The sequence below is a fragment of the Roseibium sp. SCP14 genome (genome assembly GCF_040329475.1).
Lineage (GTDB): Bacteria > Pseudomonadota > Alphaproteobacteria > Rhizobiales > Stappiaceae > Roseibium.
Genome location: NZ_JBDZYH010000001.1, coordinates 1,464,891 through 1,490,705 on the forward strand (window position 1 = coordinate 1,464,891; position 25,815 = coordinate 1,490,705).

Sequence of the window (25,815 nt, forward strand, 5' to 3'; positions counted from 1 at the left end):
ATTGACCGGAGCTCGATGAGTGTCGGCCATCGTCAACAAGGCGCACTGTTTTTCAGCGACTGAAGCGTGCATCCGGGTGAAGCCCTGCTCGAGCGGCACGTTGCGGGTCCGGTAGCAGTTGGCAAGGTATCGCTCTTCAAAGAGCCTTGCCTCCGGGATCCCGGTCAAGAACACCGGGGCAGAGCGGATATCGGTCGGCTCCTTCAGCTCAAACGGTCTTCGGGCCTTGCCGAAGTTTTGAGCTTGCGGCAAATCTCCATTTTCGAATTGGCACGCTGCGTTTCTGCCCCAAGAGCGTATGATCTGAGATTTTTCTGCCGTTTGCCTGACGCACTAGAGCAGTTCTGACAACTGCTTTCTGCCCTGTTGTGCCCATACAAGATCGGACGTGGTGAGATCCTCGAGGGACAAGCCATGCCGCCAGGCACCATTAAGCGCGTTGATCGTTGTAATGACATCAAACTGCCGGACTGAAGTCAGGACCGCCGCCGGCACAAATTCCGGTGACGCATACCGGCTGAACCGCAGCGCGGCGACCTCATCGGCAAGCAGGATGGTGAAGGTCTCTTCCTTGTCCAGCACCTTGTTCACGGCCGGTTGCATTTCTTCCGCCAGGGTCATGATCCAGGCCTTGGACCAGACATGGTAGGGCTGCCCGACTTCGGCATCATAAACGCGGGCCGTGACAAGACCTTCCGCCCGCGCTGCCAGCTCCGCCTCGTAAACGATCTTTGCCTCGGGAACCCTGGCGAACAGCATCGCCCATAACAGGGGATTGCCACAGGCCCAGACTGCCGAAGGCCCCAAAAGAAGAAAACAAACCATAAGGAGACTGCGCATTTCATATCTCCGGGTGTCCATCGAATTACAGCTTACGGCCGCTCCCCAGACCTCCTTGAAACAGCAATCAGATCATTGTCCGGTGCTGTCGTGGGTCACCCTGCCGCCCATCATCGTATAGAGCACGCCAACCTCGGAAATCTCGTTTGGCTCGATGTCGTAAAGGTTCTTTTCCAGAACCACGAGATCAGCCTTCTTGCCGACTTCCAGACTGCCGATTTCAGTGTCCATTCCCATGCCGTAGGCAGCGTCGATGGTGTGGGATCTGAGGGCCTGGTCCAAAGACATTCCAGCTTCCTTGCCCCCCAATGGCGGTACATCTTCACGTCCGCTCAGCTGCCGCGTCATGCCGGCTTCGATCGCAGCCAGCGGGCGATACTCGGAAACGTATCCGGAAACCGGCCAGTCCGACCCAAAGGAAAAGACACCTCCTCCGGCGATGACATCATTAACCGGATACATGCCCTGCACCCGTTCCGCCCCAAGTCGTTCGGTGGAAACTGTCTGCAGCAGCGGATCAAGGCTCATCCATGTTCCAGTGCTGTCGTAGATCACTCCGAGTTCGCCGAAACGCGCATAATCGTCGGGATGAATCAGAGTGCCATGCGTGATCTTGTGCCTGCGGTCACGCGGCGGATTGGCTGCAATCGCAGCCTCCACCGCATCGAGCAGCTTGCGGACCGCCAGATCACCGAAACAGTGACAGGTCACGTCGATCCCGGCTGCATCTGCCCTGATAACAGCGTCCTCTACGACATCGTAGGGAATGATCGGTTCCGCGACGATCTCAGGCTTGTCTGTGTACGGGTCGACGTAGAGCGCATTCCACTTGTCATCGCCGCCATCCATGTTGATCTTGAGATAGCGCCCCTTGACGAGCTCCGAATTGAATTTCTCGCGCAGTTCCCTTGTGCCCGGCAATGGATCCAGGTTGCCGTCGTTCCAGTAGTAGGAACCGATAAAGCGAATGGGCATGTCGCCTGTCGCTTCCAAATCGGCCATCATCTGAAAACCTTCGTCCTGTCCCATGCCTTGAATACCATGATCGTGGACCGTGGTGATGCCCGCCTTTGCAAACGTATCAAGCCATTCGCGCACGCCACCGGCCATGAACTCGGGCGTAATATCGATCAACGCCGACAGCACCTGAAGCTGTGCCGGCACCTCGACGATCCAGCCAGTCGGATTTCCATCTGCGTCCCGTTCGAAAAAGGAAAAACCGGGTGCCGTATCCGGCGTATCCTTGTCGATGCCCGCCAGTTCGAGGGCCTTGGAATTCACCCATGCCGCGTGACCGTCAATAGCCCAGAAATAAACCGGACGGTCACTTTCGATTTCGTCGAGCATTGCGGCTGTAGGGTTGCCGTCCGTCCAAGGATTGAAGCGGACACCGTATCCAAGAATGACGTCGTTCCTGTTGGCTTCGACCTCGTTCCTGATCCGTGCGAACAGCTCTTCCTTGTCATCGGTCTGGAGATCAACTCCCAGCATGATCAATCCACCGGCGGCTGCATGGATGTGCCCGTCGACAAAACCGGGCAGGACCATTCTTCCTTCAAGGTCGATTACCTCGGTTTGCGGGCCGATGACCGCCTTCACCTCTTCGGCGTCCCCGACAAAGACGATCTCGTCACCCGATACGCCAATCGCCTGGGCAATCGTCGCGTCGGCATCCATGGTGTGAATGGTGCCGTTGATCAGTGCGCGATCTGCCACGGGTTTCGAGTTGTCAGTCTGAGCCTGGGAAAACTGCGAAACGCTGACGGCGATTGCCGCAGCAAGTGCAATAGACTTGAAATGAAGCATTCCGGAAGCCTCCCGACCGTTTAATCGGTTGTCGCGCATCAAAAACTCACGCAGCGACCTCAATATCTTGCATCAAGAATGGCAGCCTTACATACCACTTAGGGCTTGTCAGCCTGGAAAACATTGAAAATGGCAGCGCATCTTTGCCGCGCTGCATGAAAGCGAAGTTTGTCCGGGATTGCTCCGAGCGGGAGAAACAAAGTGCTCCGCCGCATCAAGCCGGCTTCATCCATGCTGAAGCCGATCCATGCCGGCCAGTTCGTTATCGGCGCAATGCATGTGACCGGAGGTGGCTACGCATCGCGATTACTCGTCTGCCACACCGTTCGGCTGGTCGCTGCGATCCATTTCAATGTCCGGATGCGCGCCGATCCCCACCAGCATATCCATCACTTCATCCTGCCAACCGTCCTTGATCTTTCTGGCAAGACTGGAAAGGGGCCGGTAAAGGGGACTGAAAATTCCGTATCGATAGCGAAAGCCCTGTTTGATCGGCTTGAAGACGACTTCGCCACCGGTGACGTTCATTTCCTGCTCCGTCACGACAGTAAGAGGGTCAACGACCGACAGGCATCTTCCCGCCTTGATGAACTGCATCATCGGAAGGAAATACTGGCTGTCCAGAACCATGTTGGGTTCTGCCCCCACCTGCCGAAGTGCCTCAACGGTTGCCTTGTGCATGAAATGGGAACTTTGCAACGACCCGAGCGGCACATTGTCCAGGTCCCGGAAGCTGACTTCCGCGCTTTCGGCCAGCGGATGGCCGCTCGGCATGGCACAAAAGCAATCCGCACTGATCACGTCCTGCCGGAACGTCGGCACGCGCTCATCGACGACCAACAGATCGGCGAAACCAAAGTCGATCCCCTGGGTTGCCGCCAGTTCCCGAATTTGAGGAGACGTGCGCGATGACAGCGAGACGAGAATGTCCGGATTGTCGCCAAGCACCCGGCTGATGAAGCGCGGAAACAGAAAGGCGGAAGGCCCCGGCATCGCTGCGATGTTCAAATGCCCCCTCTGCCCCGCGGCCAGGCCTTTCATGGTACCGGTCACCGCCGAAAGCCGGTCGAGAATTTCCGAGGCTTCTTCAAGAAGATAGTAGGCCTCCGGCACTGGAACCAACTGACGGCCGCGGCGCTCGAAAAGCTTTAGCCCGAGATTTTCCTCCAGTGACCTGATCGCGGAACTCACCGCCGGCTGCGTCCGGCCGAGTTTCTGCGCTGCCTCCAGCAAAGAGGAGGAATTCATGACGGCGCGAAATGCTCTGATCTGCGACAAGTTCATTTCAATATATAAATCCAATTTTAGTTTTTAAAGCAATTTCAAATTTGCATTTATCAAAATACCGCTCATCCTAAGGAAAGAACAACAGGGCGAAACGCCCGGCTTCATTCCAAGAGGAGAACACGATGAGTTTCATGACCAAGATGAGTGCTGCGCTGGTGGCAGCAACGCTGACCGCGGGGACGGCCTACGCACAGGACCCGACCTTCTTCCGCATCGGAACAGGCGGCGCGGGCGGGACCTATTTCCCGATCGGCGGCACCATCGCCAACGGCATATCGGCCCCTCCCGGGTCGCGTCCATGCGAGGAAGGCGGCCAATGCGGCGTTCCGGGCCTGATTGCCATTGCACAATCAACGACCGCTTCCGTCTTCAACAATTCGGCCGTTCAGAACGGCGAACTCGAAGCAGGTCTGGCAGCGGCCGACGTCACCCGGTCCATGTATCTCGGTGAAGGAAAATTCGAGGGCAAACCGCACCCGAACCTTCGTATCGTCGCCAATCTCTATCCGGAAGACCTGCATCTCGTGATGCCCAAGGGAGCTTCCATCAACGACCTCGGCGATCTCGCCGACAAGCGCGTTGGTATCGCACAGGCAGGTTCGGGCACACAGGTCGCCGTCCTGCAGATGCTCAACGAATGGGGCGTAACGCGCGACAACATGGACGAGGCGGAGCTGAACAACAGCCAGTCGGCAGAGCGTCTCGCCGATGGTCAGATCGACGCCTATTTCTATGCCGCCGGCTGGCCGGTTTCCGCAATGGTTCAGCTTGCTTCGACCAAAGGCATGGAGCTGCACAGCTTCTCCGAAGAAGACCTGGCGAAGATCAATGAAGTCATCCCCGCCTATATTCCGTCGACCATTCCGGCCGGAGTTTATGACGGCGTTGACTACGAAGTCCGGACACCTGCGGTTTCGGCGTTGCTGATCGTCTCTTCGGAGTTGAGCGACGAGCTTGTCTACGGCATCACCAAGGCTCTTTGGAACGACAACACCCGCAAACTGCTCGACAACGGTCATGCCAAGGGCAAGCAGATCACAGCCGAAACCGCGCTGGACGGTGTCACCAATCTCGGTGTTCCGCTGCATCCCGGCGCCGAGCGTTTCTACAAGGAAGCCGGGCTTTTGAACTAACAGCCTTTCCCTCTACTGCGGGGCGGTTCCCATACCCGCCCCGCGCTTTTTTCAACGCATAATATCTCTGGGAGGGAGGTAATATGTCCGGTGACACGGCTGCTGCTGCGCGTGAACTGACCGCAGAAGAACTCGCGGAAATCGAAAAGAAATATGACGAAGGCGCAGCCACGCGGCAAGTTACGCCACGCGTTGGAAAGTTTCTCAGATACGTGGCCCTGGCGTTTGCCATGTATCATTACATCACCGCCGGTTTCGGCCTGCCACCCGACTACTGGCACATGGGCTGGCACCTTTCGGGCCTGTTCATCTTGATTTACGCACTCTTCCCGAGCTTCAAGACGAAGACCTCCTTTGACCTGAAGACCGGGGCGCTGCGCCTGGGCGGCGTGCCTTATTTCGACGTCCTGCTCATGATTTTAGGTGTTGCTGCTTCGCTCTATCTCGGCCTGGCGTGGCATGGAATTCCGTTCCTGGGCATTGAAGAACAGACCTTCCGGATGGGCAATCCGAACACCTATGACATGGTCTTTGGCTGTATCCTGATCGTGCTTGTTCTGGACATTGCCCGGCGGACGCTCGGCTGGGTGCTGCCGATGATCATCTGCGTCTTCATGGCCTATGCGCTGTTCGGACCGATGTTCCCGGGCATTCTTCAGCATCCGGGCGTGAAGTTCCGCACCTTCGTCTCATCCATGTACTTTCCACAGGAAGGCATTTTCGGCGTGACGCTGTGGGTGGTTTCCACCATCGTCTTCCATTTCGTCCTGTTCGGCGTCATTGCCCAGCGCACAGGCCTCGGGAAACTGTTCATCGACAACGCGACCATCCTGGCCGGGCAGTATACCGGCGGCCCCGCAAAGGTTTCGGTGGTGTCCTCGGCTTTCTTCGGTACGATTTCCGGCTCATCGGTCGCAAATACGGTTTCAACCGGCGCATTGACGATCCCCAACATGAAACGGCTCGGCTATCCGGGACATTTCGCCGGTGGCGTCGAAGCAGCAGCGTCCGCAGGCGGGCAGATCACCCCGCCGATCATGGGCGCGGCGGCATTCATCATGGCCGAGTTCCTGGAGGTGTCTTACACCACGATCGTCATTGCGGCGATTTTCCCTGCACTCCTGCATTATGTCGGTGTCTTTACCGTTGTGCACCTGATGGCGCGCAAACTCGACCTCAAGGGCCTGAGCAAAGACAAGCTTCCGCACCTGAAGACCGTCTGGCGCGAGGGGTGGGCGAATATCGTGCCCCTAGTCGGCCTGCTGGTGGTGCTCTTTTCAGGCTACACACCCTTCATGTCCGCTTTCTGCGGCATCTCGCTTGCCATCATCACCGGGATGTCGCGAGGCAAGGAGCCGATCACGCTGATCTATGCCGCGCTCTTTATCGCCTTCGTGGTCTGGAAATACATGGGTGGCGGATTTGATCTGACGATTTCCCTGATCCTGATTGTGAGCAGCGTCGTGGCGACCTTCAATCCGCAACAACGGGTCAGCCTTCAGGAGATGGGCGACACGTTCGAAACCGGTGTGAAATACGCGCTCGCCGTTGGGGCAGCCGCAGCGGCTGTCGGCATCGTTGTCGGGGTCATCAACACCACAGGCATCGGCTTCCGCATCGGCTTCATGGTGACCCAGGGCGCCAGCGCCCTCGGATCCGACCTTCACAGCCTGTTTGCGCTGGGCAACTGGGAACTGTTCTCTGTTGAAGATCTGACCCTTTTCATCAGTCTGGTCTTTATTGCCATCGCGTGCATTCTGATGGGTGCCGGCGTGCCGACAACGGCGCTCTACATCATGCTGGTCTCGGTGGCCCAGCCTGCCCTCGCCCAGCTCGGCATTCCTCCGATCGCGAGCCACATGTTCGTCCTTTACTATGGGGTGGTCGCCGAAATCACACCGCCGGTTTGTACGTCGGCCTATGCAGCTGCGGCGATTGCCAATTCCAATCCGTTCAGGACCGGAATTTCCGCTTTCACGCTCGGATTGGGCAAGGTGCTGGCGCCGATGGCCTTCGTCTATGCGCCGGTGCTTCTGTTCGTGTCATCGACCGGGTTCGACCTGCTTGAATTCAGCTATACCGCGGTGAGCTGTATTGCAGGCGTCATTGCTCTGTCGGCTGCTGTGGTCGGATACTGGCTTGCCCCTCTGGCCTGGTATTACCGCGTTCTCCTGGCAATCGCCGGGCTGGTGCTGATCGCGCCATCATTTCAAGCGGACATTGCTGCCCTGGTCATCGCGGCCCCCGCCCTTGTCAGCCAGATCTTTACCCGCCGCGAACAAGTACTTTCGGCCTGATATCATGGAAAACAGGATCACGATCTTGGGTGCAGGTGCCGTCGGCATCTGCACCGCCCTCTCCCTCGCCGAAAGAGGCGCCCGGGTGCGTCTGATCGACCGGGCGGATCCCGGCCAGGAAACGACATTCGGCAATGCCGGTGTCATCTCGCCATGGTCCTTCATCCCGCAGGCCCTGCCCGGCACCTGGAAGAAGATACCGGGTCTCCTGCTCGGCAAGTACCGTCCCTTGAGCGTGCGGCACAGCTACTGGCCGAAGATGGTGCCCTGGGGCCTTTCCTTCCTGCGAAACGGGGCCGATGGCAGGGTTCAGGAAATTGCCGATGCGATGGAACCGCTCTGCGCGCCCTCGATCGAACTCTACCGGCGGCACCTGGCGGGAACCGGAGCGGAAGACCTGATCCGGGACAGCCTCTATGTCCACGCCTTCCGCAATGTCGGCGAAGATGTCCTCAACGCGATCGACTATCGGATCCGCCGTGAAAAAGGTGCCCATTTGGAACTCGTCGGCGAACAGGAACTCAGGCGGCTGGAGCCGGCCCTCTCCAAAGAGTTCAAGGCAGCCGTGCTCATTCATGGTCAGGCACGCGCCCTTGCCCCCGGCCGGGTCGCCGAAGCGCTTGCTCAAAAGGCTGCCAGACTGGGTGTCGAGATTGTTCATGACCGCATCACGTCACTGAAGCGGGAAAACGGCTCATGGCAGATCCGGTGCGAGACGGCCAGCTACGGCGCCAGCAATGTCGTCGTCACCATGGGCGCATGGTCTGCCGAACTCCTGAAGCCGCTCGGAATCAGCGTTCCTCTGGCCGCCGAGCGGGGGTATCACATCGAAGTTCCTGATCCCGGCATTGCCCTCAACCACTCTATCATGGATGTGGACGCAAAATTCGTTGCCAGCAGCATGACCGACGGATTGCGCGTTGCCGGATATGCAGAATTCGCTGCTGTCGACGCTCCGGCCGACCCACGCAAAAAGGACCGAATTCTCGCACAGGCAAAAGCGGCCTTTCCGGACATGAACGAAAAGGATGCCAGCTTCTGGATGGGACGGCGGCCGTCTTTCCCCGACAGCCTGCCGATGATCGGAGAGTTTTCCGGACATGAAGGGCTCTATGCCGGTTTCGGTCACTCTCACTACGGTCTGATGATGGCGCCCAAGACCGGCGAACTGCTGGCAGACTTTTTGACGGGCCGGAAACCCAATCTCGACTGTTCACCTTATCGCACCGGCCGCTTTTCCGGCGGTCAGGTTTGAAAAAAGGAGCGCCGGAACATGGCCTCAACGAAGCGTCCCATCGGCCTGCTTTGTCTTGATACCCACTTCGCGAAACCTCCCGGGCATATCCGCAACGAGGAAAGTCTGCCTTTCTCCGTCCGCAAGGAGGTCGTCAAAGGCACCACGATTGCCGAACTTCTGGAGCGACCGAGTCTTGAATTCTTTGAACCGTTTCTGAAAGCTGCCCGAAACCTGGAACGGGAGGGATGCTGCGCGATCACCGGCAGCTGCGGTTTCATGGCGCTGTTTCAACGCGAATTGAGCAATGAGGTTTCGATCCCGGTTTTCGCATCCAGCCTGATCCAGATACCGCTCATGCACCAGCTCTCCGGACTGCGCGGAAAGGTCGGTGTCATCACCGCCCGAAAAGAGGCTTTGACGGAAGCACATTTTGCAGCCGTCGGGGCCGCAGCCACTCCGGTTGCTGTCGCAGGCATGGAGACACAGCCTGAATTCTCAGAGGTCATACTCCAGAGCAAGCGGGTCGAAATCGATGCCGATAAACTTGGTTCGGAACTCGTGGCGGTCGGCCGGACACTTTTGGAAGAACTTCCCGACGTGACTTCAATCGTCCTGGAATGTACCGATCTTCCCCCTTACGCCCATCTTCTTCAGTCCGCCCTCGGCTTGCCTGTTGCCGATCTGACCACGCTTGCGACCATGGTTCATTCCATCGTCGCCCGCGAACCGTATCAGGGAAACATCTGCTACACCTGAGTGCTCTGTCTCATTCAGGTCAGGATCATTTCGGTTTTGTGTTCTTGGGCAGAACGCAGGGACGCGCCTTTTCGTCAACTTCACCGGAACCCCTGAAAATGTGCCCGATAAGATTGAGTGGCAGGGAGACCACTTCGCCGACGGCCCGTCCCGGCCCGGCGTCCTTCACGATCAGGTCCGGCTTGGCGATCGTTCCCTTCAGCTCGAACGGTGAGACGATCTCGACAAGCTGCTTGCGTTTGGCATGCGGCATGAACGAAAGGTTCAGTGCGCCACTCTTGAAGTTGATGCTGCCTGCGCCGACGATTTGCACGTTGTTCGTTTCAACGATCAGGGATCGCGTGCTTGCTGCACCATTCTTGAAATGCAGAGGCAGAACCGCACAAACAAGCTTGGTGCCCTTTTCCTGATTGCCGGTGACAAGCCAGGTGAAGGCATTCATGCCGGTCAGATCGAGCAATCTGTTGGGCAGGGTTCCGCCCCAAAGAGACGTTGTCACGCTGCCCGACAATGACTTCAGAAAACTGGTCTCGGATTCGGCACTGCCGCTGACGTCAAAACTTGCATAGACGGTGCTGGAAATCGGAGCCTGAAGTCCCAGTTCGTTCATCAGACTCTTGAGACGAAACTTCTCCATCCGCCCATGCGCCGTTGCCCTTTTCGCAGCCGACGCATAATCGATCGAGAAATCTCCTTTGATTGTTCCGCCGATATAATCGAATTTCAGTTTCGACAGCTGCAGCTTGTCATCGTCATATCTGATGGTGCCTGACAGATTGCCGGCCGCCTTCTTGCCGGAAACGAATTTCTTGACATTGAGACCGACTTCCACCCGCAAGGCCGACTTGAATTCTTCAGTCAGTTCAATGTCGTCATCGTGTTCACCCACCCCAAGTTTGGCGAACTCCACAAGACCCTGGAGATCGCTCAGATCCATTTGCGCAGAGGAAATCGATCCGCCGAGCAACCACACCCCCGAAGCCTCTTCCGGCGCCAGCTTGATCGCAGCCTCTATTTGCGTGGCGCCTGTCGTCAGATTGCCGTCGAGCATGGCCCCTTCTGCGGAAAAACCGCTGGAGCCGGAAAAACTCAGGGCAGGCAGCGTGTCATCCGTTTCAACGCCAAGCGCCTTCAAGAAGGCGGCAGGATCCGGCAGGTGCAGGTCGGTCGAGAACTGAAGCTCATCGACGACGCGGAACTCGGGGATGGCCAATTCAAACTTCAGGTCAAAGAGATCGGTGTCTGCAGCGGCGCCCTTCAATGCATCCAGGCCGAAGGAACCGGACAGTTCGTTCAAGCTCACGGTCCCTTCGATGAAACCAAGTTCGGGAATGGAATTGGCCTCCCGATTGAGCAGTAGCGCGGCCGGGAAACGGTAAGTGCCGGAAAGGTTGACCCCGGCCAGGGCCATCAGGTCGTCAATTTGTCCGGTCATGAGCAGATAGGGCGCCTCTTCCGGACCGTCCTGCACAATCATGTCCTTCAGGCCGACCCTGTTGTCCGGATGCTTGACCACGCGCCCGACAGAAATCGGGCCGATCTCGTCAAAGTCGAGGAGGACGGCATCCGTCACGATCTGCGCCCGTTGAACTTCCAGCGCGTCGACCGGGCCGCGGATGTCTCCGGAAACCTCCTTCACATTGACGGCAAACGGATTGTCGGACGTCGGTTCAAGAGGCACCAGCGTTGCCTTGAAGTGCAGGTCGACGACGGCCGCTTTCGTTGAGTCCTCTATCTTGCCCCTGACAAGCAATTGGTCACCGTTGGCATCATCGATGGCGACCTTCAGATCATGAATATCCAATTGATCAATCGGACCTTCAAAATCCCAATCGAGTGTCGCCTTTCCTTCCTGCTCACTTGCCAGTCCCAGTGAACCAAGGAGCTCCGTGATGGATCCGGATGTCGCAGAGAGTTTGCCGTCCACAACCGCGACCGGGTCCGTTGTATCAATGGTCCCGGTATAGCGGCTTGTTAGACCTGGAAATTCGATGGACAGGTCGAACGGACCTCCGCCCTTGCTTCGGGCTTCTTCCGAGCTCGGCATCTTTCCGGTGGCGTAGAGAGGAGTTCCGTTGACTGTCGCATCGAATGTGATTTCCGTTACGAGCGCATCTTCGGCAGACAGGAGCTGAAACGCATTGATTTCGAGCGTTTCGTTCCAGCCATCCTTCTCATTGATGAAACGCAGCGTGACATTGGAAAGTTCCAGATTGTCCAGAACAGGGCTGTTCACGATCGTCGAGGGCAATTCGAACACCGACGATCGCGACATGTTCCCGTCCGGATTGTCGGGCCGGTACACAATTTCGGCACCGCTCATCTGGAAATTCGAGATACTGCCAACTTCGCCGAGCAACAGATTGTAATCGGCCCGGAACCGGATCTTTTCAAAGGCGCGTGCCTTGCCCGCATTTCCGGCCGAGGTGCGCTCGACAAAGGCATCTTCAATCTGAACACCCAGTCGCCGGCCGAGTACCAGCACGACGTCTCCATGAACATCCACCTGACGCCCGAGCACGGATGTCAGAATGCGGTCGGCGAGCGCTTTTCTCGCCGGAAGAAACATGTCGAAAGAAGCGATGGCATAAACGGTGCCTGCGGAAACGAGGATCAATATCGCAAGCACCAGTCCACAAATGCGCAACAGCCGCAGTCCATGTCCTTGCTGTTTTTGTGATGCCTGTTTCATGATGTCGGCATTCTGCCTCGGATAAAAAGCCGTTCCCTGAAACACAGTTTACGCGCTTTTCCAGAACTTTGGTGTCAAAGAGCAAATCTCAAAGTTCCATCAATCCCGGAGATACTAACGAGAACTGCAGGCATCGTTTGCTTTGCGAGGAAACGACGTATCGACAACTGTAAAAAACACTTAAAGAAATTTAACTTTTCTAAACCATCGGAGGTGAATAAATCACCTGTACAATCGTCTTTTCATTTTTTCTGATCCCTCCAAAATAAAAAATTGCCTAACTTGGAATTTTACCTTGTTTCAGACAATTTCATTCTCTATGTAGCGCCAATCGATATTGTTTGATGAACTTTGTGACTGCGCGCCACCGTGCCCAAAACGATCTTCCCTATCAACGTCGACCTAATCGTCTGCAACATATGGTTTGTTTCAGGCAAACATTCATGACCGATTGAAAGGAAATCGTTATGACCATTGGAACCGTAAAATTCTTCAACGCCACCAAAGGCTATGGCTTCATCCAGCCGGAAGATGGCTCTACCGACGTGTTTGTTCACATCTCCGCAGTTGAGCGTGCTGGTCTGCCGCCGCTCGTTGAAGGCCAGAAAATCGGCTTTGAAGTTGTTCAGGATCGCCGCTCCGGCAAGTCCGCTGCAGACAACCTGCAAGCCGTATAAGATTTCGTCTTGATGTCCCTGACCACGGATGAACTGGCAGGGACTTGAGACAAGAGAGAAGGTCGGGTCCCAGCCCGGCCTTTTTGCTTACAAGATCTCGAAGCAAAGCCTGAACTCCGGTCTCCGCGATCCAAGGCACCTCGATCGACAAAATCAACGAAGACTGGAATTCATGTGACGCAAGTTGCCGCTGCAGACCGCGATTTTGACAGCACCAAAGCCTGGCCTCAGCTTCTCGCCAAATACCGCCAACCACGTCCGGGACGTAGCATTCTGGAAATTGCGGTCACGACCCTTCCCTTTGCGGCACTGTGGGCGATTACGGCAGTGTCTGTTTTGAACGGTAACTGGTGGGGCCTTCTGCTCACCATCCCTGCTGCCGGTTTTCTCGTGCGCCTGTTCATTCTGCAGCACGATTGTGGTCACGGAACCTTGTTTGCCCATCGTGGTTTGAACGACTGGTTAGGTCGCCTGATCGGTATCTTCACGCTCACACCGTATGATTACTGGCGCAGGACCCATGCCGTCCATCATGCCTCCGCAGGCAACCTGGACCGGCGCGGTATCGGCGACGTGGAAACACTGACAGTTGAAGAGTACCGGGCACTCTCGCGGTGGCGCAAATTGCGTTATCGCCTCTATCGCAATCCGCTGATCTTGTTTGGACTTGGTCCCGCCTGGCTCTTTGTCTGTCAGTACAGACTGCCTATAGGGCTGATGCGCGCAGGTGCACTGCCCTGGGTGTCGACACTCGCCACAAATCTCGGCATCGTGGTTCCGATCGCAGTCATGATCTGGCTGGTCGGCTTGTCTACGTTTCTCATCGTGCAGGTCCCGATCACGCTTATGGCAGCCACGATCGGCGTCTGGCTCTTTTACGTTCAGCACCAGTTCGAAGACACGCATTGGTCAGGTAACGGCGAATGGAATTTTCAGCATGCGGCGCTGCATGGCAGCTCACATTACGATTTGCCTCGACCCTTGCGTTGGCTGACGGGCAATATCGGCATTCACCATGTCCATCACCTGGCTGCGAAAATTCCCTTCTATCGCCTGCCTGAAGTTCTGGAGGACTTTCCCGAACTCAAGGATGTGAGCCGTGTCACGCTGCTTGAGAGCTTGAAATGCGTGAAGCTTGTTCTTTGGGATGAAAGCACCATGCGATTGATTTCGTTTCGGGAAGAACGGGCGGCGCGATAGTCGTTACCGACAGGTTTCCCCGCTCGTGCGGAGACTGCCCTAAAAAGCGTACCGGTCTGCTCACGCCTCCGCTTGAAGTCTCATGCGATCAATGACCGGCGACTCATCGTCGTGCAGCAGGAACTGGCCATAATCCGGCACGCAGTCGAGACTGACATCCGGGTTTCCCTCCAGGAAATCAACGACCAGGCGAGCGCTGTTCAAGGGATCAGCATCCCCGTGAATGAACTCCGCATGCATGTTGAGTTCATCCAGACGTGACCACACGTCCCGCTGGCTCATTCGCCAATCGACCGAGATGGAAGAGAGCGACGCTTGGTAACTGTCGACAAAAAACCTCCGCCCAAGGGGGTCGGCGCATATCGCTTCCAGTATGGTGCTGTCCGTCTCACACTGCGCATAGGCCTTCCTAAGCGTGTTCAGCATATCCCGTTCCTTTCTCAGGAGACGCGAATAGAAGACGATCAGCAGATGGGTTCCGTGCTCACTTTCCCTCGACAGCTTCCTGATGTTCCTCATGAATTTGTTTACAGGGCTTTCGCCCTTGCTCATGAAATAACTCGAAGCGGCGAAGATGACACGATTGACGCTGGATGGGTGTTTGATCGCAAAATCCAGCGCGTAGGCGGTTCCCGTGCTATAGCCAAGCAAAGTGACCGATTTCTGGTTCAGAAAGTGCAACAGCGTTTCCAGCTGCAGCGCATGACGCTCGATCTGCTGATCGGCTGGAATGTACTCGACCTGATTGGTCAGAAAGCCATCCCGGAACGGCATGATCAACCGGATGTTTCTTTCCGCCACAGCTTCAAAGAACGCAGGTTTCAGGGGAGGAAGAACGTTGCCGTGAAACAGAATGACAGGTTCTCCAGTGGCCGCCCCGGCCTCTGCGAAGCGAATGGTCTGCCGCTCGCCTGCTGAAATCTGGAAATACCTGACCTGGTCCTTGAAATGCGTGGACAAGAAATTTCGCGCAAAATCCGTTTCGGATGCCGACCCCTGTGCTGCCGCTGCGACCCGTTCCAGAACTTCGTTGAAAATCCACAATGTCGTCAGCCGCACCAACTCGTTTTGCGAGTTGATATCCAGCTTGGCGCCAAGCGACTTGAGCTGGCTTCTTTTTGTTTCGTATGAGTGCCCGCTCAGACTTGCACTCTGACGAACCGACAATCCGCTCAACAGGGAATGCAGCAGTCTGATTTCGCTTGGTGTGTAGCCTTTCGAGGAACTTTTTTCGATCAATATCTGCTCGGTATCGTCAACCGTTAACGGAACGATCCAGCAATCGTCTCCAGTGCCATGAAATCGCGTGGCGACAACCAGCTCTTCACCCACGAGATAGAAGCGTGGCGCCTGAAGGTGAACTTCGGCAAGGTCCAGTTTCTCCAGAAGCCGTTCCTTGTAACCGGCATCCAGATTTGTCTGTGAAATGTTGCCAGAGCGGTTCAAGAGGGCATACCGAAATGACGGGTTCGCCAGAACGTCTTCTCCGTCAGGCACCCGATTTTGCACGATCGGTGCATGGTGCAAATCTGAAATGATGCGCGCAATTCGCTGATAAACTTCCGACAAAGACATTTTCTGCACCAATCAAATAATCAAAGCTTCAATCGTTCTTTTTTACGCGAAATCGGAACAGGACAGACATCCTCCTGCAGATTCCAAAGGCGGCGTCCCTTGGGCGATTTGAGTGCCCACCGGGTTGCGTTGAAAACAAAGACGTTCTTCCAGTCCTCGTTTTGCAGCATCATTGTTTTCAATGCCTCCTGTTGAATGGCCACCGACTGATCGAAATCGACCAACGGCCTGCCGCAGGCCTGCGTTTCGGCAAGCCAGTCATGCACAAGTGCGACCGGCGTGTAGAACCAGGGAGAAAACTTCGCGAACAGCCGGGAAAGTCGAGGCGTCGAACCTCCATCAAAGAACATCCTGCCCGGCCGAATAGTCAATCCTGTCGATGTTGTATAGGCGAACGCATCCGTGTCACTGGGGAAATACTCGAACCAATCGGGTTCGCACCATGTGAGGTTTATGTTTTCGCAATTTTGAAAACGACCGACCGGCGTGTCGTGGAATTTTGCCATATCAACCTGAACGCTCAAAACAATTTCGATAAAGGTATCTCGATACCACCTTTAAAAAAACATCAGAATATTTTGCGTTTTCACCCAATTGGGTGAATTCAGCCGGAAGATTCTGGAGACACTGACAAAGCTAGGTGAAGACAGGACGATTCGCGCCACTTCACCGTTGCCACATTGCTTCAAGTCGAAAGTGAAGAACCGTCCGTATCGCCCTGAACGGAGAATCGGTTCTTTGGGAGAAAAACCGGAATGGACAGAGCTTTTATTTTAGGTGCTACTTTTTCTCTTTCGTTCGGAACAACCGCAAAACCTCAATCCAATGGCTCCGGCAGCATTCAGGCATTGAAGATTTTGGGGGCCGAGGCCTTTAACTGTGCCGAGGCCATTCGTGCTGAAACAGCCTTTTTTGACAATCTCTCTCTGGGTCATCAGGAAGCGGAAGGAGACCCGCACGTTCTGACCTTCCTGTCCGACGCTGTAGCGAGCCGGGACATTCCGGCACCAAGTCAATCAAAACGGTGATACCTGGCAATCTGTCGCTGAAGCCGGTTCTTTTGCGTGCGAGCCGAATCGCCAAGAACCAAAGAGTTGGTTCAAAATCCAAACCGCCAACTTGCATGGAACAATGAGCAATGCCCGATGGTGTCGGCATCGGCCATTTTCACGTTTGATGTACAGGCCCCTGTCACAGGCGCTTTAACACGCCCTCCGACCAGGCCGGAGGGCGGTTCAGTTTGAAGCTTTCAGAAATTATGCTGCGCCCTGGTCTTCCAACCACTTCAGGATCGCATGGGTCGTCTCCTCAGGCATTTCCTGCTGAATCCAGTGGCCGCAATCGAGGCTGACCACGTCAACCTTGGGAACGAAGTCTGTCAGTTTTTCAGACTTCGGAATCAAATCGCGATCGCCGTAAATCATGAGCGCAGGCTTTTGGATGATCGGGTCTACATCTGCCAGGATGTGCCAGTTTCGATCGAGGTTCCTGTACCAGTTAATGCTGCTCATAAACCCGGAATTCTCAAACGCGGAGACAAAAACGGCCAGCTCGTCGTCACTCATCAAGGGTTCGCCAAGCGGTGCTTCTGCTCTGGCGAGATTGATCATCATCATGCCGGGCTCTGGCGATGCTGAAGGAACGTTCTTACGGAACATGTTGCGCAGGAACCGGGAAGTATTTTCGTCAAACACGGCATCCGCAACGCCCGGCTGCCGATTGAAGTGAACGAAATAATGGTCGCTCCCAAAAACATCTTCGAGGAACTCGATCCAGGGCTTTTCAGTGCGTGCCTGGTAAGGCAAGGCCAGGTTTATGACTTTGTTCACCCGATCAGGATGCAAGAGCGTCAGCCCCCAAACGACGTTTGCACCCCAGTCATGGCCAACGAAAATGGCATCTTCGTATCCGTAGTGATCGAGAAGCGCGACGAGGTCGCCCGACAACTGTTCAATGTCATAGTCAGTTGTTTCTGCCGGACGGGATGAGTGACCATAGCCCCGTTGATTTGGTACGATGACATGATAGCCCGCTTCGGCAAGCGCTGGCATCTGATAACGCCAGGAAAAGGCATGTTCTGGCCAACCATGACAAAGCACAATCGGGTTTCCTGCATTTTGCTGCCCCGCTTCGAAGACCTCGAGCTCCACACCATTGACTGAAACACGTGTTGGCTGCGGAAAGTCCGTTGGATTAAACATTGAATGTCCTTTTTTTCTGTCGCGGGATGACCTGGCGGCGCCTTCACTTGTTGAACGCCGCTCTTTTCAGCCACAGGAATTTGAGAATGCGCGCTGCAAGTTCGAAGTCTCCTTGCTGACGCGGACAGCCATTGCCTAAGATCTAATGGTGCCAAAACTTGGCACTATTGAATGGTAGCCATACGAAATGAATGCTCGCATACGACAAGACGCCATCGTGCGCTGCCTTCGCCGCAGCGGCACCTCGACAGTCGCTGACCTGGCAGAGGAGGTCGGCGCCTCCCGGCGTACTGTGTTACGTGACATTGGGGCGCTGCGTGATCAGGGATTTGTCATTCATTCCGAAACCGGGCGCGGGGGCGGTCTGCAGCTTGATCCGCAATCTGTTCAGACCACGGCGCGCCTCTCGGTCGCCGAGGTCTTTGCGCTTCTCATCAGCGTCACATCGATGCGTGCGGCCGGCCGCTTGCCCTTTGCAGATCTCGCTGATGCCGGGCTTGCCAAAATCGAAAAGGCCTTGCCATCAGACAAGATTCGCGATTTGCGCCGGTTTCTGGATTGCCTGTATGTCGGAGAGCTCTCTCCGCAGGTGGACATTTCTGACATGGGAACGATGGACCCGGCGTTGCTCCCCGCATTCGAAACGGCTTTTCTCCAACGGCTACGCCTGCGGTTTCAGTACCGGGACGCAAAAGGGGTCGAAACGAGCCGAAATGTGGAACCGCAGGCCATGCTGATCCTGCCACCGCTATGGTATTTGGTGGCCTGGGATCCAGTGCGAGACGATTTCAGACATTTTCGAATGGACCGGATCAGCGAACCGGAATGCGTTGATGGTACGGCATTTCGGCGACGCCTTGCGCCATTCGCCAATGACGTCCGCCCTGTTCGCCAGTCGCCCCGCTGACCCTCGTGCTTGGAGAAAAACTTGGCATGATGTTTCACAGACTCAGATTGTGTCAGGGACTCGATAGCAATCGTGCCTGCATCCACTAACCTGACGTTTGCTGCGGCACAGAACGCTGCAGTTCCGGTTCTGTCCGGCCTCGAGACGTGTTCGCGCCGCAACCCAACTGAGCCCAGTCAAGGCATAAGGGCCGAAGCCTTTAGACATTTTGCTTTTTTGGGGAAATGGCGCACCGGGGAGGATTCGAACCCCCGACCCCCAGATTCGTAGTCTGGTGCTCTATCCAGCTGAGCTACCGGTGCTTCTAGTTGCGAAGATCTGTCTTCTGGTTCAGGAACCGTTGAGGACCTATCTCGCTGGCTGCGGGGCGATGTTGTGTGCCCCGGACAGGGCGCTTACCTACTGCGGTCCGTCGGGGATTGCAAGGGACTTTTTGAACTTTTTTTCATGGAACTGACACACAGATCAAAAACCCGCAGAAAACCTAAGACCTTGGCTGTTGGCGACACCCACCCTGTGCAAAACTTTCATCTCGTCAGGGGCGATCAGGCACTTCCAGATGGAAGCATGTCCCCGGTTTGCTCTCGTCCAGCTCGATCTTGCCGCCATGCGCCTTCAACAGCTCGGCAACAATCGCAAGCCCGAGACCGATACCACCATTCTTGGACCCACTGTGGAACGCCTTGAACATGGCCTGCTTGATGTTTTCAGGGATGCCAGGCCCCGTATCCGAAACGGTTACATGGACACAGTTTTCCTCGCGCCGCGCCTCCAAAGTAATCCGCCTGATGAGTGTCTCGTCCTTTTCCGCTTCCAGCGCCTGCAGCGCGTTGCGTACGAGGTTCAAAATCACCCGGAAAATCTGCTCGGGATCCGCGTCGATTTCAATTTCCTCGGAGACCCTGTTGTCGAACCTGACCGTTCCATGATCCGCCAGGCCAAGAACGTCCGCGACGTCTTCCCCTACCCTGTGAAGGCACAACAAACGCCGCTGCGGCGCCTTTTCCTGTGCCTTGCCGTAGGACATCACCGCCTGGGTGTAACCAACCGCCCGATCGAGGGTTGCCAGGATCTTGGGGGCGATGCGGCTGACCGTCGGATCCGGTACGTGTTCCAGACGTTCCAGAAACAGTTGTGCGGAGGCCAACAGGTTACGCAGATCATGGTTGATCTTGGAGACCGCAAGACCGAGATCGGCCAGTCTCTGCTTCTGGTGCAGCGCCCGGGAAAGCGCCTCCTCCATGGCCGCAAGCCGGATTTCCGCGTCACCCAGTTCATCGCGCCGACCGGAGATGCTCATGATCCTGGAAGCATCTTCCGGATTTTCCGCAAAGCGCTCCATGGATTTGGTCAGTCTGCGCAAGGGACGGATGAACACCGCGCGCAGGGTGATATAGACGAGGCTGGCCGTAATCACGGATATGACGAGCGACAGGCCCAGGATTCGCGCCGAAAAGGCCAGCATGTCCTGCTGCAACAGGCTGACGGGCAAGACCACGTCCACCCGTTCCGTGTGCCCCATCTGACCCAGACCGACAATCCGCAGAACCCCGTCACCGCGATAGGTAAGCACCTGAAAGCTGCTCACAATCGACGACCAGGGGGTCACGTCCGCCATATCGACGACGAAATCCACTTCTCCCGGCACATTGCTCATCGCGATCAGGCTGCGTCTTGACCCTTGATCCAGGGATATCGCAACTGCACCGGTTGTCTTGAGCAACTCTTCCTGCAACCTGGGGGCAATGGTGCTGGTTTCTGCCAGAACGGAAGCCGCCACACCTGCCGTCGTCAGGCGATCCATCAGCCAGGTGTTCCGGTAGTTTGCAATGGATGGCACATAAATGAGGATTTCGGCCAGCATCACGAACACGACGGTGAGCAGAAGCAGCTTGGCCGACAGGCCGCCGTATCTGTAACGGCCATAGCTGTCCCTGGCCACGGACTGGCCATCTTCATCTTTCGAAGGGACAACGGCCCCTTGCGGAGCGCCCTCATGCTTCATGTCGTTTCGTCCCAGTCACACAGGCCGATTCCTTCGGCCAAACGCGGCAATCGATTATCCAAATTTACGCAATAAACCGATTACGCGGCGCACCCAAACGTTTTTGGGTGCTTCCGCATAGTAAGAAATTGCGGCCCGGCGCACCAGCTCCCCCAAAGTGGGATAAGGCGCGATGAAACCGGCAAGGTCTTTCATCTTCATCTTTTTCGACAATGCCAGCGAAAGAATGTTCAGAATCTCACCGGCCTGAACGCCGACAATATCGGCGCCAAGCAAACGCCCGCCAGGACCGGCAATCAGTTTCAACCTGCCCGTCGTTTCTCCTTCGGCCTGAGCCCGGTCATTGGCCGAATAGTCAGCGGTCAGAACCTTGACCTTGCCGCCATAAGCACTTCTGGCTTCCGTTTCGGTCATCCCGATATGGCCGAGTTCCGGAGAGGTGTAGGTCACCCACGGGACATAATGCTCATTCATCGATACCGGCATCCGAAACAGAATCGAACGGATCACCAATCCGGCCTGATAGCCGGCCACATGGGTAAACTGCAGCCCGCCCGCCACATCTCCGATGGCATAGATCTTCCGGTTGGTCGTCCTGAGCCCCTTGTCGACCTTGATTCCCTTCCGGTCGAATTCCACACCAGCTTCCTCCAGCCCAAGGCCTTCGACATTTGGCGCCCGGCCCGTTGCCACGAGCAGATGACTGGCTTCAACGTCAACTTTCCGGCCGTCCCCGGTTCTGGCGGATACGATTACTCCACCGTCCGTTTCCCGGACACCTTCAACTCCTGTTTCCTCCAGAATTTCGATCCCTTCGGCCGTCAGCGCGTCCAAGACGACAGACGCAAGCTCCGGGTCGTCCTTGGCAAGTGCCTTCTGCGCTTCGAATACGGTGACTTTCGCCCCAAGCCGTCGGTGAGCCTGGGCCATCTCAAGTCCGATCGGCCCGGCCCCGATGATCACGAGGTGGTCTGGGACTTCCCTCTGATCGAACAGGCTCTCGTTGGTGAGATAGGGAACCTTGTCCAGACCGGGTATTGGCGGCACGAAGGCGGTTGAGCCGGTTGCGACCACGAAACGGCGTGCCCGAACTTCGGTATCGCCGACTACCAGCCTGTCCGGGCCGGTGAATTTTGCGGCTTCGCGAAGAACCGTAACTCCCAGACCTTCGAAACGCTCTTGCGAATCATGCGGCTCAATCGCCGCAATGACCTGCCGCACATGATCGTTTGCCTTCGAAAAATCGATGCTCTGGCCGCTCGTGAAAACTCCGAAGCCGGAGCCTTTCTCATCATTGGCGGCCGCCTTGCCCGCAGCAAGCAGTGCTTTTGACGGAACACAGCCATAATTGAGACAATCACCGCCCATCAACCCTTTCTCGATCAGGACAACATCCACCCCGAACGCGGCCGCTGCGGCTGCCACGGAAAGTCCTCCGGAACCGGCACCGATCACACATATATCCGGGGTCAGCAGCTTTGCCATGAAGGGCTCCTTCAAGTGAGTCTGTTTGATATTAGAGATTTTTTTGTTGCGACCGGATCAGCGTGCGCGAACTTTTTTCAGAACGACCGGTATCAGGCTGGCAATGCCAAGGGCAAAAAATGCGACCAGCAGCTGGGGTGTCACCAGGGCGGCGACATCAACCTGGCAGGTTCCGGCGGCAGCGCATCCCGGATTGGCGGCTTCCTGGGCCTCGATCACGCTGTCCAGCCCGGAGCCGATGAAGGCAAATGCAAAGGTGCCAGGCACGATGCCGACAAACGTTGCCAAGGCGTAGGACGACAGAGGCATCTGGAAGATCGCCGGAGCGATGTTGACCAGCCAAAACGGAAAGACCGGTGTCAGCCTGAGAAACAGGAGATAGCTGAAAGCCTCGTTTCTGAACCCTTTTGCGAGCCGTGACAGAAACGGTCCGGCTCTCTTGGTGAGCACTTCACCGAATGAGGATCGCGCGACCAGGAAAACGGCGCAGGCGCCCAGAGTAGCGCCGAACACGGTTGCGAATCCTCCCAGGACCCAACCAAACAGAAATCCGCCTGCAATTGTGAGCAAGGACGCACCCGGGAAGGAAAGTGCAACGGACACGGTATAGATGACGAGGTAAGTCAGAACCGCAACAACGATGTTCTGATCGACGAACCCTGCCAGCTCCTGGCGGCGCATGATGAGGTTCGACAAAGTCAGCTGCTTGTGGACGCCGTGCGAAAAGGCCAGGACCATGAGCACGATCAGAACGATGAGAGGAAGCCACTTCCTGATTCTGCCGGAACCAGAATCTCTTGCAGGTGATTCAATAGCCGGATCCGTTTCCTTTGGCGCAGTCATGGTGTCGGCCTCTTCCCCCCGTATTTCCGATCCCGTCATTCTCAAAAATTCCGGTTGCCCCGGTCTTGTCATACTGTTCTTTTAGCCAGATGTACCTTAATCCCGGTAAAAAGAACCGTGCTTCACTGATAAGTGACGCCCCGGTCTCGCCCGTTCACCTGTGCGTGATCCACGCACAGGCAGAGAATCTTGGCTCACAACGTTGACTTGAAGCGGCATGACGCTTATAAGCGCGCTCGACCGGGACATGCATTCGGACCCAAGGCTGATATGAGCCGCGCTCTTCCAGCGCTTCGAGTGCTTCCTCCAAAGAATTTATAAATGAACAAGGGCCGCGCATTAAATCGCGCGGGGAAGAACAATGAAGCGTACGTATCAACCGAGCCGTCTTGTCCGCAAGCGCCGCCACGGCTTCCGCGCACGTATGGCCACCAAAAATGGCCGTCAGGTGCTTGCTCGTCGCCGTGCGAAGGGCCGCAAGAGCCTCAGCGCCTAATCGGCGACCAGCCCGCAGTGCGCCGGGTTGGCGGCGTCTGCCAACACCAATCCGCCGCTATGGACACTCTTAAAAAGCGCTCCGAATTCCTGGCGGTCGCCAAAGGCGGCCGATTGGGTCGGCGCGCTTTTGTCGTTCAGGGATTGGCACGCGAGTCCGAAGATGCACCGCGTGTGGGCTATACCGTCACCAAAAAAACCGGAAATTCGGTCATGCGCAGCCGTATCAAGCGACGGCTACGGGCAGCTGTGGCCGAACTGAGCGCTACCGATGTTCCGCAAAAAGCTGATTTCGTGCTTGTTGCACGCGACAGCGCTCTCACTCTTCCCTTTCAAAAGCTTGTTGCAGACCTTAAGTCTGGCCTGACGCAAGTGTTGGATCCGGAGACGCCGCGTGGCCGTGGCAAGCCGCGCCGGGTTAGCCGGCAAACTCAGATGACATCGCGCAGGAAACAGGGGTAACTCCAGTTGATTTCTGAAAACCGAAACACGATTCTGGCAATCGTTCTGTCCCTGGTGGTTCTGCTTGGCTGGCAGTACTTCGTGGCGGGTCCGCAGCTGGAGCGCCAGCAGGCTGCTCTCGAGGCACAACAGGAAGCGAACGCGGCTCTTCAGGCCACGACCGGCGGTGCCAATCCGGACGCTCCTCAGCCGACGGCAACGCCCGGCACAGACGCGACCGCACCGGCCCAGACGGCCGGTGGCCAGGTTACTTTCGCCAACCGCGAACAAGCTCTTGCCGCTTCGGACCGTGTCATCATCGATACACCACGCCTTGAAGGTTCGATTAACCTGCAAGGCGCCCGCCTCGATGACCTGCGTTTGAAGGACTACCATGAGACGGTCGACAAGAGCAGCCCGACCATCGTGCTGTTCTCACCGAAGGGTAGTCCGAACCCCTACTACTCCGATTACGGCTGGGTTGCCGATCCGGGCGCGAATGTCGCTCTCCCGGGTCCCGACACGCTCTGGTCCGTGGAAGGTGATGCCAATCTTTCTCCGACCACGCCCCTGACCCTGACCTGGGACAATGGCGGTGGCCTGACGTTCAAGCGGACCTATTCGGTTGACGAGAACTACATGTTCACTGTCGCCCAGTCCGTCGAAAACGCTTCTTCCGATGCCGTGACGCTTTACCCCTACGGCCTGATTGCACGCCAGGGCACGCCCGAAACGACCGGCTTCTTCATCCTTCATGAAGGTCTGCTCGGTGTCTTCGGCGAAGAAGGCCTGAAAGAAGTCGACTATTCCGATCTGGAAGAAGAAGGCACGATCCGCCCCGCCAAGGTAGACCAGGGCTGGCTTGGTATCACCGACAAGTACTGGGCTTCGACACTGATCCCGGTTCCCGGTCAGGAATTCCAGCCGAGCTTCAGCCACTCCACCGCGACCGGCAATTTCCAGACAGACTTTCTCGGCAACGGCGTAACTGTTGCAGCCGGTCAGACCGGTGAGACCAGCTCTTACCTGTTTGCGGGAGCCAAAGAGACCAACCTGATCGACTCCTATGAGGAAACTCTGGGCATCAAGCAGTTCGAACTGATGATCGACTGGGGCTGGTTCTACTTCCTCACCAAGCCGATGTTCTTCGTGATCGACTGGTTCTTCCACCTGATCGGCAACTTCGGTGTCGCGATCCTGGCAGTGACGGTTCTGGTCAAGCTGATCTTCTTCCCGCTTGCCAACAAGTCCTATGTCTCCATGAGCAAGATGAAGCTTGTGCAGCCGCAGATGACGGAAATCCGCGAGAAATACGCCGATGACCGCCAGAAGCAGCAGCAGGCGCTGATGGAGCTTTACAAGAAAGAAAAGATCAATCCGCTGGCCGGCTGTCTGCCGATCCTGATCCAGATTCCGGTGTTCTTCTCTCTCTACAAGGTTCTGTTTGTCACCATCGAAATGCGCCATGCGCCTTTCTTCGGGTGGATCCAGGATCTGTCTGCTCCGGATCCGACTACCATCTTCAACCTCTTCGGCCTGATCCCGTGGGATCCGCCGCAGATGCTGATGCTGGGTGTCTGGCCGCTGATCATGGGTATCACCATGTTCATCCAGATGAAGATGAACCCGGCTCCGCCCGATCCGACACAGCAGATGATCTTCACCTGGATGCCTGTGGTCTTCACCTTCATGCTTGCATCCTTCCCGGCAGGTCTCGTGATCTACTGGGCCTGGAACAACACCCTGTCCGTGACACAGCAATATGTGATCATGCGCCGCCAGGGTGCCAAGGTGGAGCTCTGGGACAACCTGTCCGGCATGTTCAAACGAAAGAAGCCGGCAGCCAACGACAAGAGCTGACAAGTCTGAAAAGACCTGATACACACAAAGGCCTCGCCACTCGGCGGGGCCTTTTCTTTTTTGACCTTTCTCGTGTGC

Annotated in this window: 21 protein-coding genes and 1 tRNA gene; 11 read left to right on the top strand and 11 right to left on the bottom strand. The window is 56.4% G+C overall.

Going from position 1 to position 25,815, the window contains the following annotated elements; genetic code table 11:
• Positions 1-333 precede the first annotated feature (333 nt).
• The 3 genes from ABLQ08_RS06715 to ABLQ08_RS06725 form a co-directional block, all read right to left on the bottom strand.
• On the bottom strand, positions 334-840 hold the full coding sequence (locus ABLQ08_RS06715) for a hypothetical protein (protein WP_352940345.1): 507 nt from the start codon (positions 838-840) through the stop codon (positions 334-336).
• A 72-nt stretch (positions 841-912) separates the two neighbouring features.
• On the bottom strand, positions 913-2,646 hold the full coding sequence (locus tag ABLQ08_RS06720) for an amidohydrolase (protein WP_352940346.1): 1,734 nt from the start codon (positions 2,644-2,646) through the stop codon (positions 913-915).
• A 306-nt stretch (positions 2,647-2,952) separates the two neighbouring features.
• On the bottom strand, positions 2,953-3,924 hold the full coding sequence (locus ABLQ08_RS06725; RefSeq protein ID WP_352940347.1) for a LysR family transcriptional regulator: 972 nt from the start codon (positions 3,922-3,924) through the stop codon (positions 2,953-2,955).
• 131 nt (positions 3,925-4,055) lie between these two features.
• Here ABLQ08_RS06725 and ABLQ08_RS06730 point away from each other — a divergent pair, with 131 nt between their 5' ends.
• The 4 genes from ABLQ08_RS06730 to ABLQ08_RS06745 all read left to right on the top strand — a co-directional run bounded on the left by ABLQ08_RS06730 (position 4,056) and on the right by ABLQ08_RS06745 (position 9,356).
• A complete protein-coding gene (locus tag ABLQ08_RS06730) occupies positions 4,056-5,066 on the top strand; it encodes a TAXI family TRAP transporter solute-binding subunit (protein WP_352940348.1) in 1,011 nt (336 codons plus the stop codon).
• 83 nt (positions 5,067-5,149) lie between these two features.
• A complete protein-coding gene (locus ABLQ08_RS06735) occupies positions 5,150-7,363 on the top strand; it encodes a TRAP transporter permease (protein WP_352940349.1) in 2,214 nt (737 codons plus the stop codon).
• A gap of 4 nt (positions 7,364-7,367) precedes the next feature.
• Positions 7,368-8,618: an NAD(P)/FAD-dependent oxidoreductase gene (locus tag ABLQ08_RS06740; protein WP_352940350.1), complete on the top strand. Its 1,251-nt coding sequence runs from the start codon at positions 7,368-7,370 to the stop codon at positions 8,616-8,618.
• An 18-nt stretch (positions 8,619-8,636) separates the two neighbouring features.
• Complete coding sequence (locus tag ABLQ08_RS06745) at positions 8,637-9,356, top strand: aspartate/glutamate racemase family protein (protein ID WP_352940351.1); 720 nt, start codon at positions 8,637-8,639, stop codon at positions 9,354-9,356.
• Between the two features lie 25 nt (positions 9,357-9,381).
• Here ABLQ08_RS06745 and ABLQ08_RS06750 read toward each other — a convergent pair whose 3' ends face one another.
• Complete coding sequence (locus tag ABLQ08_RS06750; RefSeq protein ID WP_352940352.1) at positions 9,382-12,048, bottom strand: AsmA-like C-terminal region-containing protein; 2,667 nt, start codon at positions 12,046-12,048, stop codon at positions 9,382-9,384.
• A 467-nt stretch (positions 12,049-12,515) separates the two neighbouring features.
• Here ABLQ08_RS06750 and ABLQ08_RS06755 point away from each other — a divergent pair, with 467 nt between their 5' ends.
• Together ABLQ08_RS06755 and ABLQ08_RS06760 are read left to right on the top strand one after the other, a co-directional pair.
• Entirely contained in the window at positions 12,516-12,725 is a 210-nt protein-coding gene (locus ABLQ08_RS06755) for a cold-shock protein (protein ID WP_352940353.1), read from the top strand.
• 174 nt (positions 12,726-12,899) lie between these two features.
• Positions 12,900-13,925, top strand: coding sequence for a fatty acid desaturase (locus ABLQ08_RS06760; protein WP_352940354.1), 1,026 nt, complete (start codon positions 12,900-12,902; stop codon positions 13,923-13,925).
• A 60-nt stretch (positions 13,926-13,985) separates the two neighbouring features.
• Here ABLQ08_RS06760 and ABLQ08_RS06765 read toward each other — a convergent pair whose 3' ends face one another.
• Both ABLQ08_RS06765 and ABLQ08_RS06770 read right to left on the bottom strand, forming a co-directional pair.
• Positions 13,986-15,500 (bottom strand): alpha/beta fold hydrolase, encoded by a 1,515-nt coding sequence (locus tag ABLQ08_RS06765; protein WP_352940355.1) that lies wholly within the window; start codon positions 15,498-15,500, stop codon positions 13,986-13,988.
• A 20-nt stretch (positions 15,501-15,520) separates the two neighbouring features.
• Positions 15,521-16,024 carry a hypothetical protein gene (locus tag ABLQ08_RS06770; RefSeq protein ID WP_352940356.1) on the bottom strand — a complete coding sequence of 168 codons (504 nt, stop codon included), beginning with the start codon at positions 16,022-16,024 and terminating at the stop codon, positions 15,521-15,523.
• Positions 16,025-16,255: 231 nt separating this feature from the next.
• Between ABLQ08_RS06770 and ABLQ08_RS06775 the strand changes: the two genes are divergently transcribed.
• Positions 16,256-16,528 (top strand): hypothetical protein, encoded by a 273-nt coding sequence (locus ABLQ08_RS06775; RefSeq protein WP_352940357.1) that lies wholly within the window; start codon positions 16,256-16,258, stop codon positions 16,526-16,528.
• Positions 16,529-16,756: 228 nt separating this feature from the next.
• On the opposite strand, the gene ABLQ08_RS06780 is transcribed toward ABLQ08_RS06775, so the two are convergent.
• Positions 16,757-17,701, bottom strand: a complete 945-nt coding sequence (locus ABLQ08_RS06780) for an alpha/beta fold hydrolase (RefSeq protein WP_352940358.1) — start codon at positions 17,699-17,701, stop codon at positions 16,757-16,759.
• A 187-nt stretch (positions 17,702-17,888) separates the two neighbouring features.
• Between ABLQ08_RS06780 and ABLQ08_RS06785 the strand changes: the two genes are divergently transcribed.
• Positions 17,889-18,608 carry a helix-turn-helix transcriptional regulator gene (locus ABLQ08_RS06785; RefSeq protein WP_352940359.1) on the top strand — a complete coding sequence of 240 codons (720 nt, stop codon included), beginning with the start codon at positions 17,889-17,891 and terminating at the stop codon, positions 18,606-18,608.
• Between the two features lie 225 nt (positions 18,609-18,833).
• On the opposite strand, the gene ABLQ08_RS06790 is transcribed toward ABLQ08_RS06785, so the two are convergent.
• From ABLQ08_RS06790 to ABLQ08_RS06805, 4 genes are all read right to left on the bottom strand, one after another.
• Positions 18,834-18,910: transfer RNA gene (locus ABLQ08_RS06790), tRNA-Arg, on the bottom strand.
• Between the two features lie 233 nt (positions 18,911-19,143).
• Positions 19,144-20,613 (bottom strand): sensor histidine kinase, encoded by a 1,470-nt coding sequence (locus ABLQ08_RS06795; RefSeq protein ID WP_352940360.1) that lies wholly within the window; start codon positions 20,611-20,613, stop codon positions 19,144-19,146.
• A 54-nt stretch (positions 20,614-20,667) separates the two neighbouring features.
• On the bottom strand, positions 20,668-22,098 hold the full coding sequence (locus ABLQ08_RS06800; protein WP_352940361.1) for a dihydrolipoyl dehydrogenase family protein: 1,431 nt from the start codon (positions 22,096-22,098) through the stop codon (positions 20,668-20,670).
• 57 nt (positions 22,099-22,155) lie between these two features.
• The gene (locus ABLQ08_RS06805) at positions 22,156-22,980 is read right to left on the bottom strand and encodes a TVP38/TMEM64 family protein (protein WP_352940362.1); all 825 of its coding nucleotides are present in this window, start codon (positions 22,978-22,980) and stop codon (positions 22,156-22,158) included.
• Positions 22,981-23,302: 322 nt separating this feature from the next.
• On the opposite strand from ABLQ08_RS06805, the gene rpmH reads away from it, so the two are divergent.
• From rpmH to yidC, 3 genes are read left to right on the top strand one after another with little or no spacing between them, the layout of a single operon-like run.
• The gene (gene rpmH / locus ABLQ08_RS06810) at positions 23,303-23,437 is read left to right on the top strand and encodes a 50S ribosomal protein L34 (RefSeq protein WP_006934271.1); all 135 of its coding nucleotides are present in this window, start codon (positions 23,303-23,305) and stop codon (positions 23,435-23,437) included.
• Positions 23,438-23,496: 59 nt separating this feature from the next.
• Positions 23,497-23,898 (top strand): ribonuclease P protein component, encoded by a 402-nt coding sequence (rnpA, locus tag ABLQ08_RS06815; protein ID WP_352940363.1) that lies wholly within the window; start codon positions 23,497-23,499, stop codon positions 23,896-23,898.
• A gap of 9 nt (positions 23,899-23,907) precedes the next feature.
• A complete protein-coding gene (yidC, locus tag ABLQ08_RS06820; RefSeq protein WP_417714901.1) occupies positions 23,908-25,737 on the top strand; it encodes a membrane protein insertase YidC in 1,830 nt (609 codons plus the stop codon).
• Positions 25,738-25,815 lie beyond the last annotated feature (78 nt).

Bases quoted from the DNA above. Each gene is read 5' to 3' on its own strand.
- ABLQ08_RS06715 (WP_352940345.1), bottom strand. From the start codon at position 840: ATGCGCAGTCTCCTTATGGTTTGTTTTCTTCTTTTGGGGCCTTCGGCA.
- ABLQ08_RS06720 (WP_352940346.1), bottom strand. From the start codon at position 2,646: ATGCTTCATTTCAAGTCTATTGCACTTGCTGCGGCAATCGCCGTCAGC.
- ABLQ08_RS06730 (WP_352940348.1), top strand. From the start codon at position 4,056: ATGAGTTTCATGACCAAGATGAGTGCTGCGCTGGTGGCAGCAACGCTG.
- ABLQ08_RS06735 (WP_352940349.1), top strand. From the start codon at position 5,150: ATGTCCGGTGACACGGCTGCTGCTGCGCGTGAACTGACCGCAGAAGAA.
- ABLQ08_RS06740 (WP_352940350.1), top strand. From the start codon at position 7,368: ATGGAAAACAGGATCACGATCTTGGGTGCAGGTGCCGTCGGCATCTGC.
- ABLQ08_RS06745 (WP_352940351.1), top strand. From the start codon at position 8,637: ATGGCCTCAACGAAGCGTCCCATCGGCCTGCTTTGTCTTGATACCCAC.
- ABLQ08_RS06750 (WP_352940352.1), bottom strand. From the start codon at position 12,048: ATGAAACAGGCATCACAAAAACAGCAAGGACATGGACTGCGGCTGTTG.
- ABLQ08_RS06755 (WP_352940353.1), top strand. From the start codon at position 12,516: ATGACCATTGGAACCGTAAAATTCTTCAACGCCACCAAAGGCTATGGC.
- ABLQ08_RS06765 (WP_352940355.1), bottom strand. From the start codon at position 15,500: ATGTCTTTGTCGGAAGTTTATCAGCGAATTGCGCGCATCATTTCAGAT.
- ABLQ08_RS06775 (WP_352940357.1), top strand. From the start codon at position 16,256: ATGGACAGAGCTTTTATTTTAGGTGCTACTTTTTCTCTTTCGTTCGGA.
- ABLQ08_RS06780 (WP_352940358.1), bottom strand. From the start codon at position 17,701: ATGTTTAATCCAACGGACTTTCCGCAGCCAACACGTGTTTCAGTCAAT.
- ABLQ08_RS06785 (WP_352940359.1), top strand. From the start codon at position 17,889: ATGAATGCTCGCATACGACAAGACGCCATCGTGCGCTGCCTTCGCCGC.
- ABLQ08_RS06795 (WP_352940360.1), bottom strand. From the start codon at position 20,613: ATGAAGCATGAGGGCGCTCCGCAAGGGGCCGTTGTCCCTTCGAAAGAT.
- ABLQ08_RS06800 (WP_352940361.1), bottom strand. From the start codon at position 22,098: ATGGCAAAGCTGCTGACCCCGGATATATGTGTGATCGGTGCCGGTTCC.
- ABLQ08_RS06805 (WP_352940362.1), bottom strand. From the start codon at position 22,980: ATGACGGGATCGGAAATACGGGGGGAAGAGGCCGACACCATGACTGCG.
- rpmH (WP_006934271.1), top strand. From the start codon at position 23,303: ATGAAGCGTACGTATCAACCGAGCCGTCTTGTCCGCAAGCGCCGCCAC.
- rnpA (WP_352940363.1), top strand. From the start codon at position 23,497: ATGGACACTCTTAAAAAGCGCTCCGAATTCCTGGCGGTCGCCAAAGGC.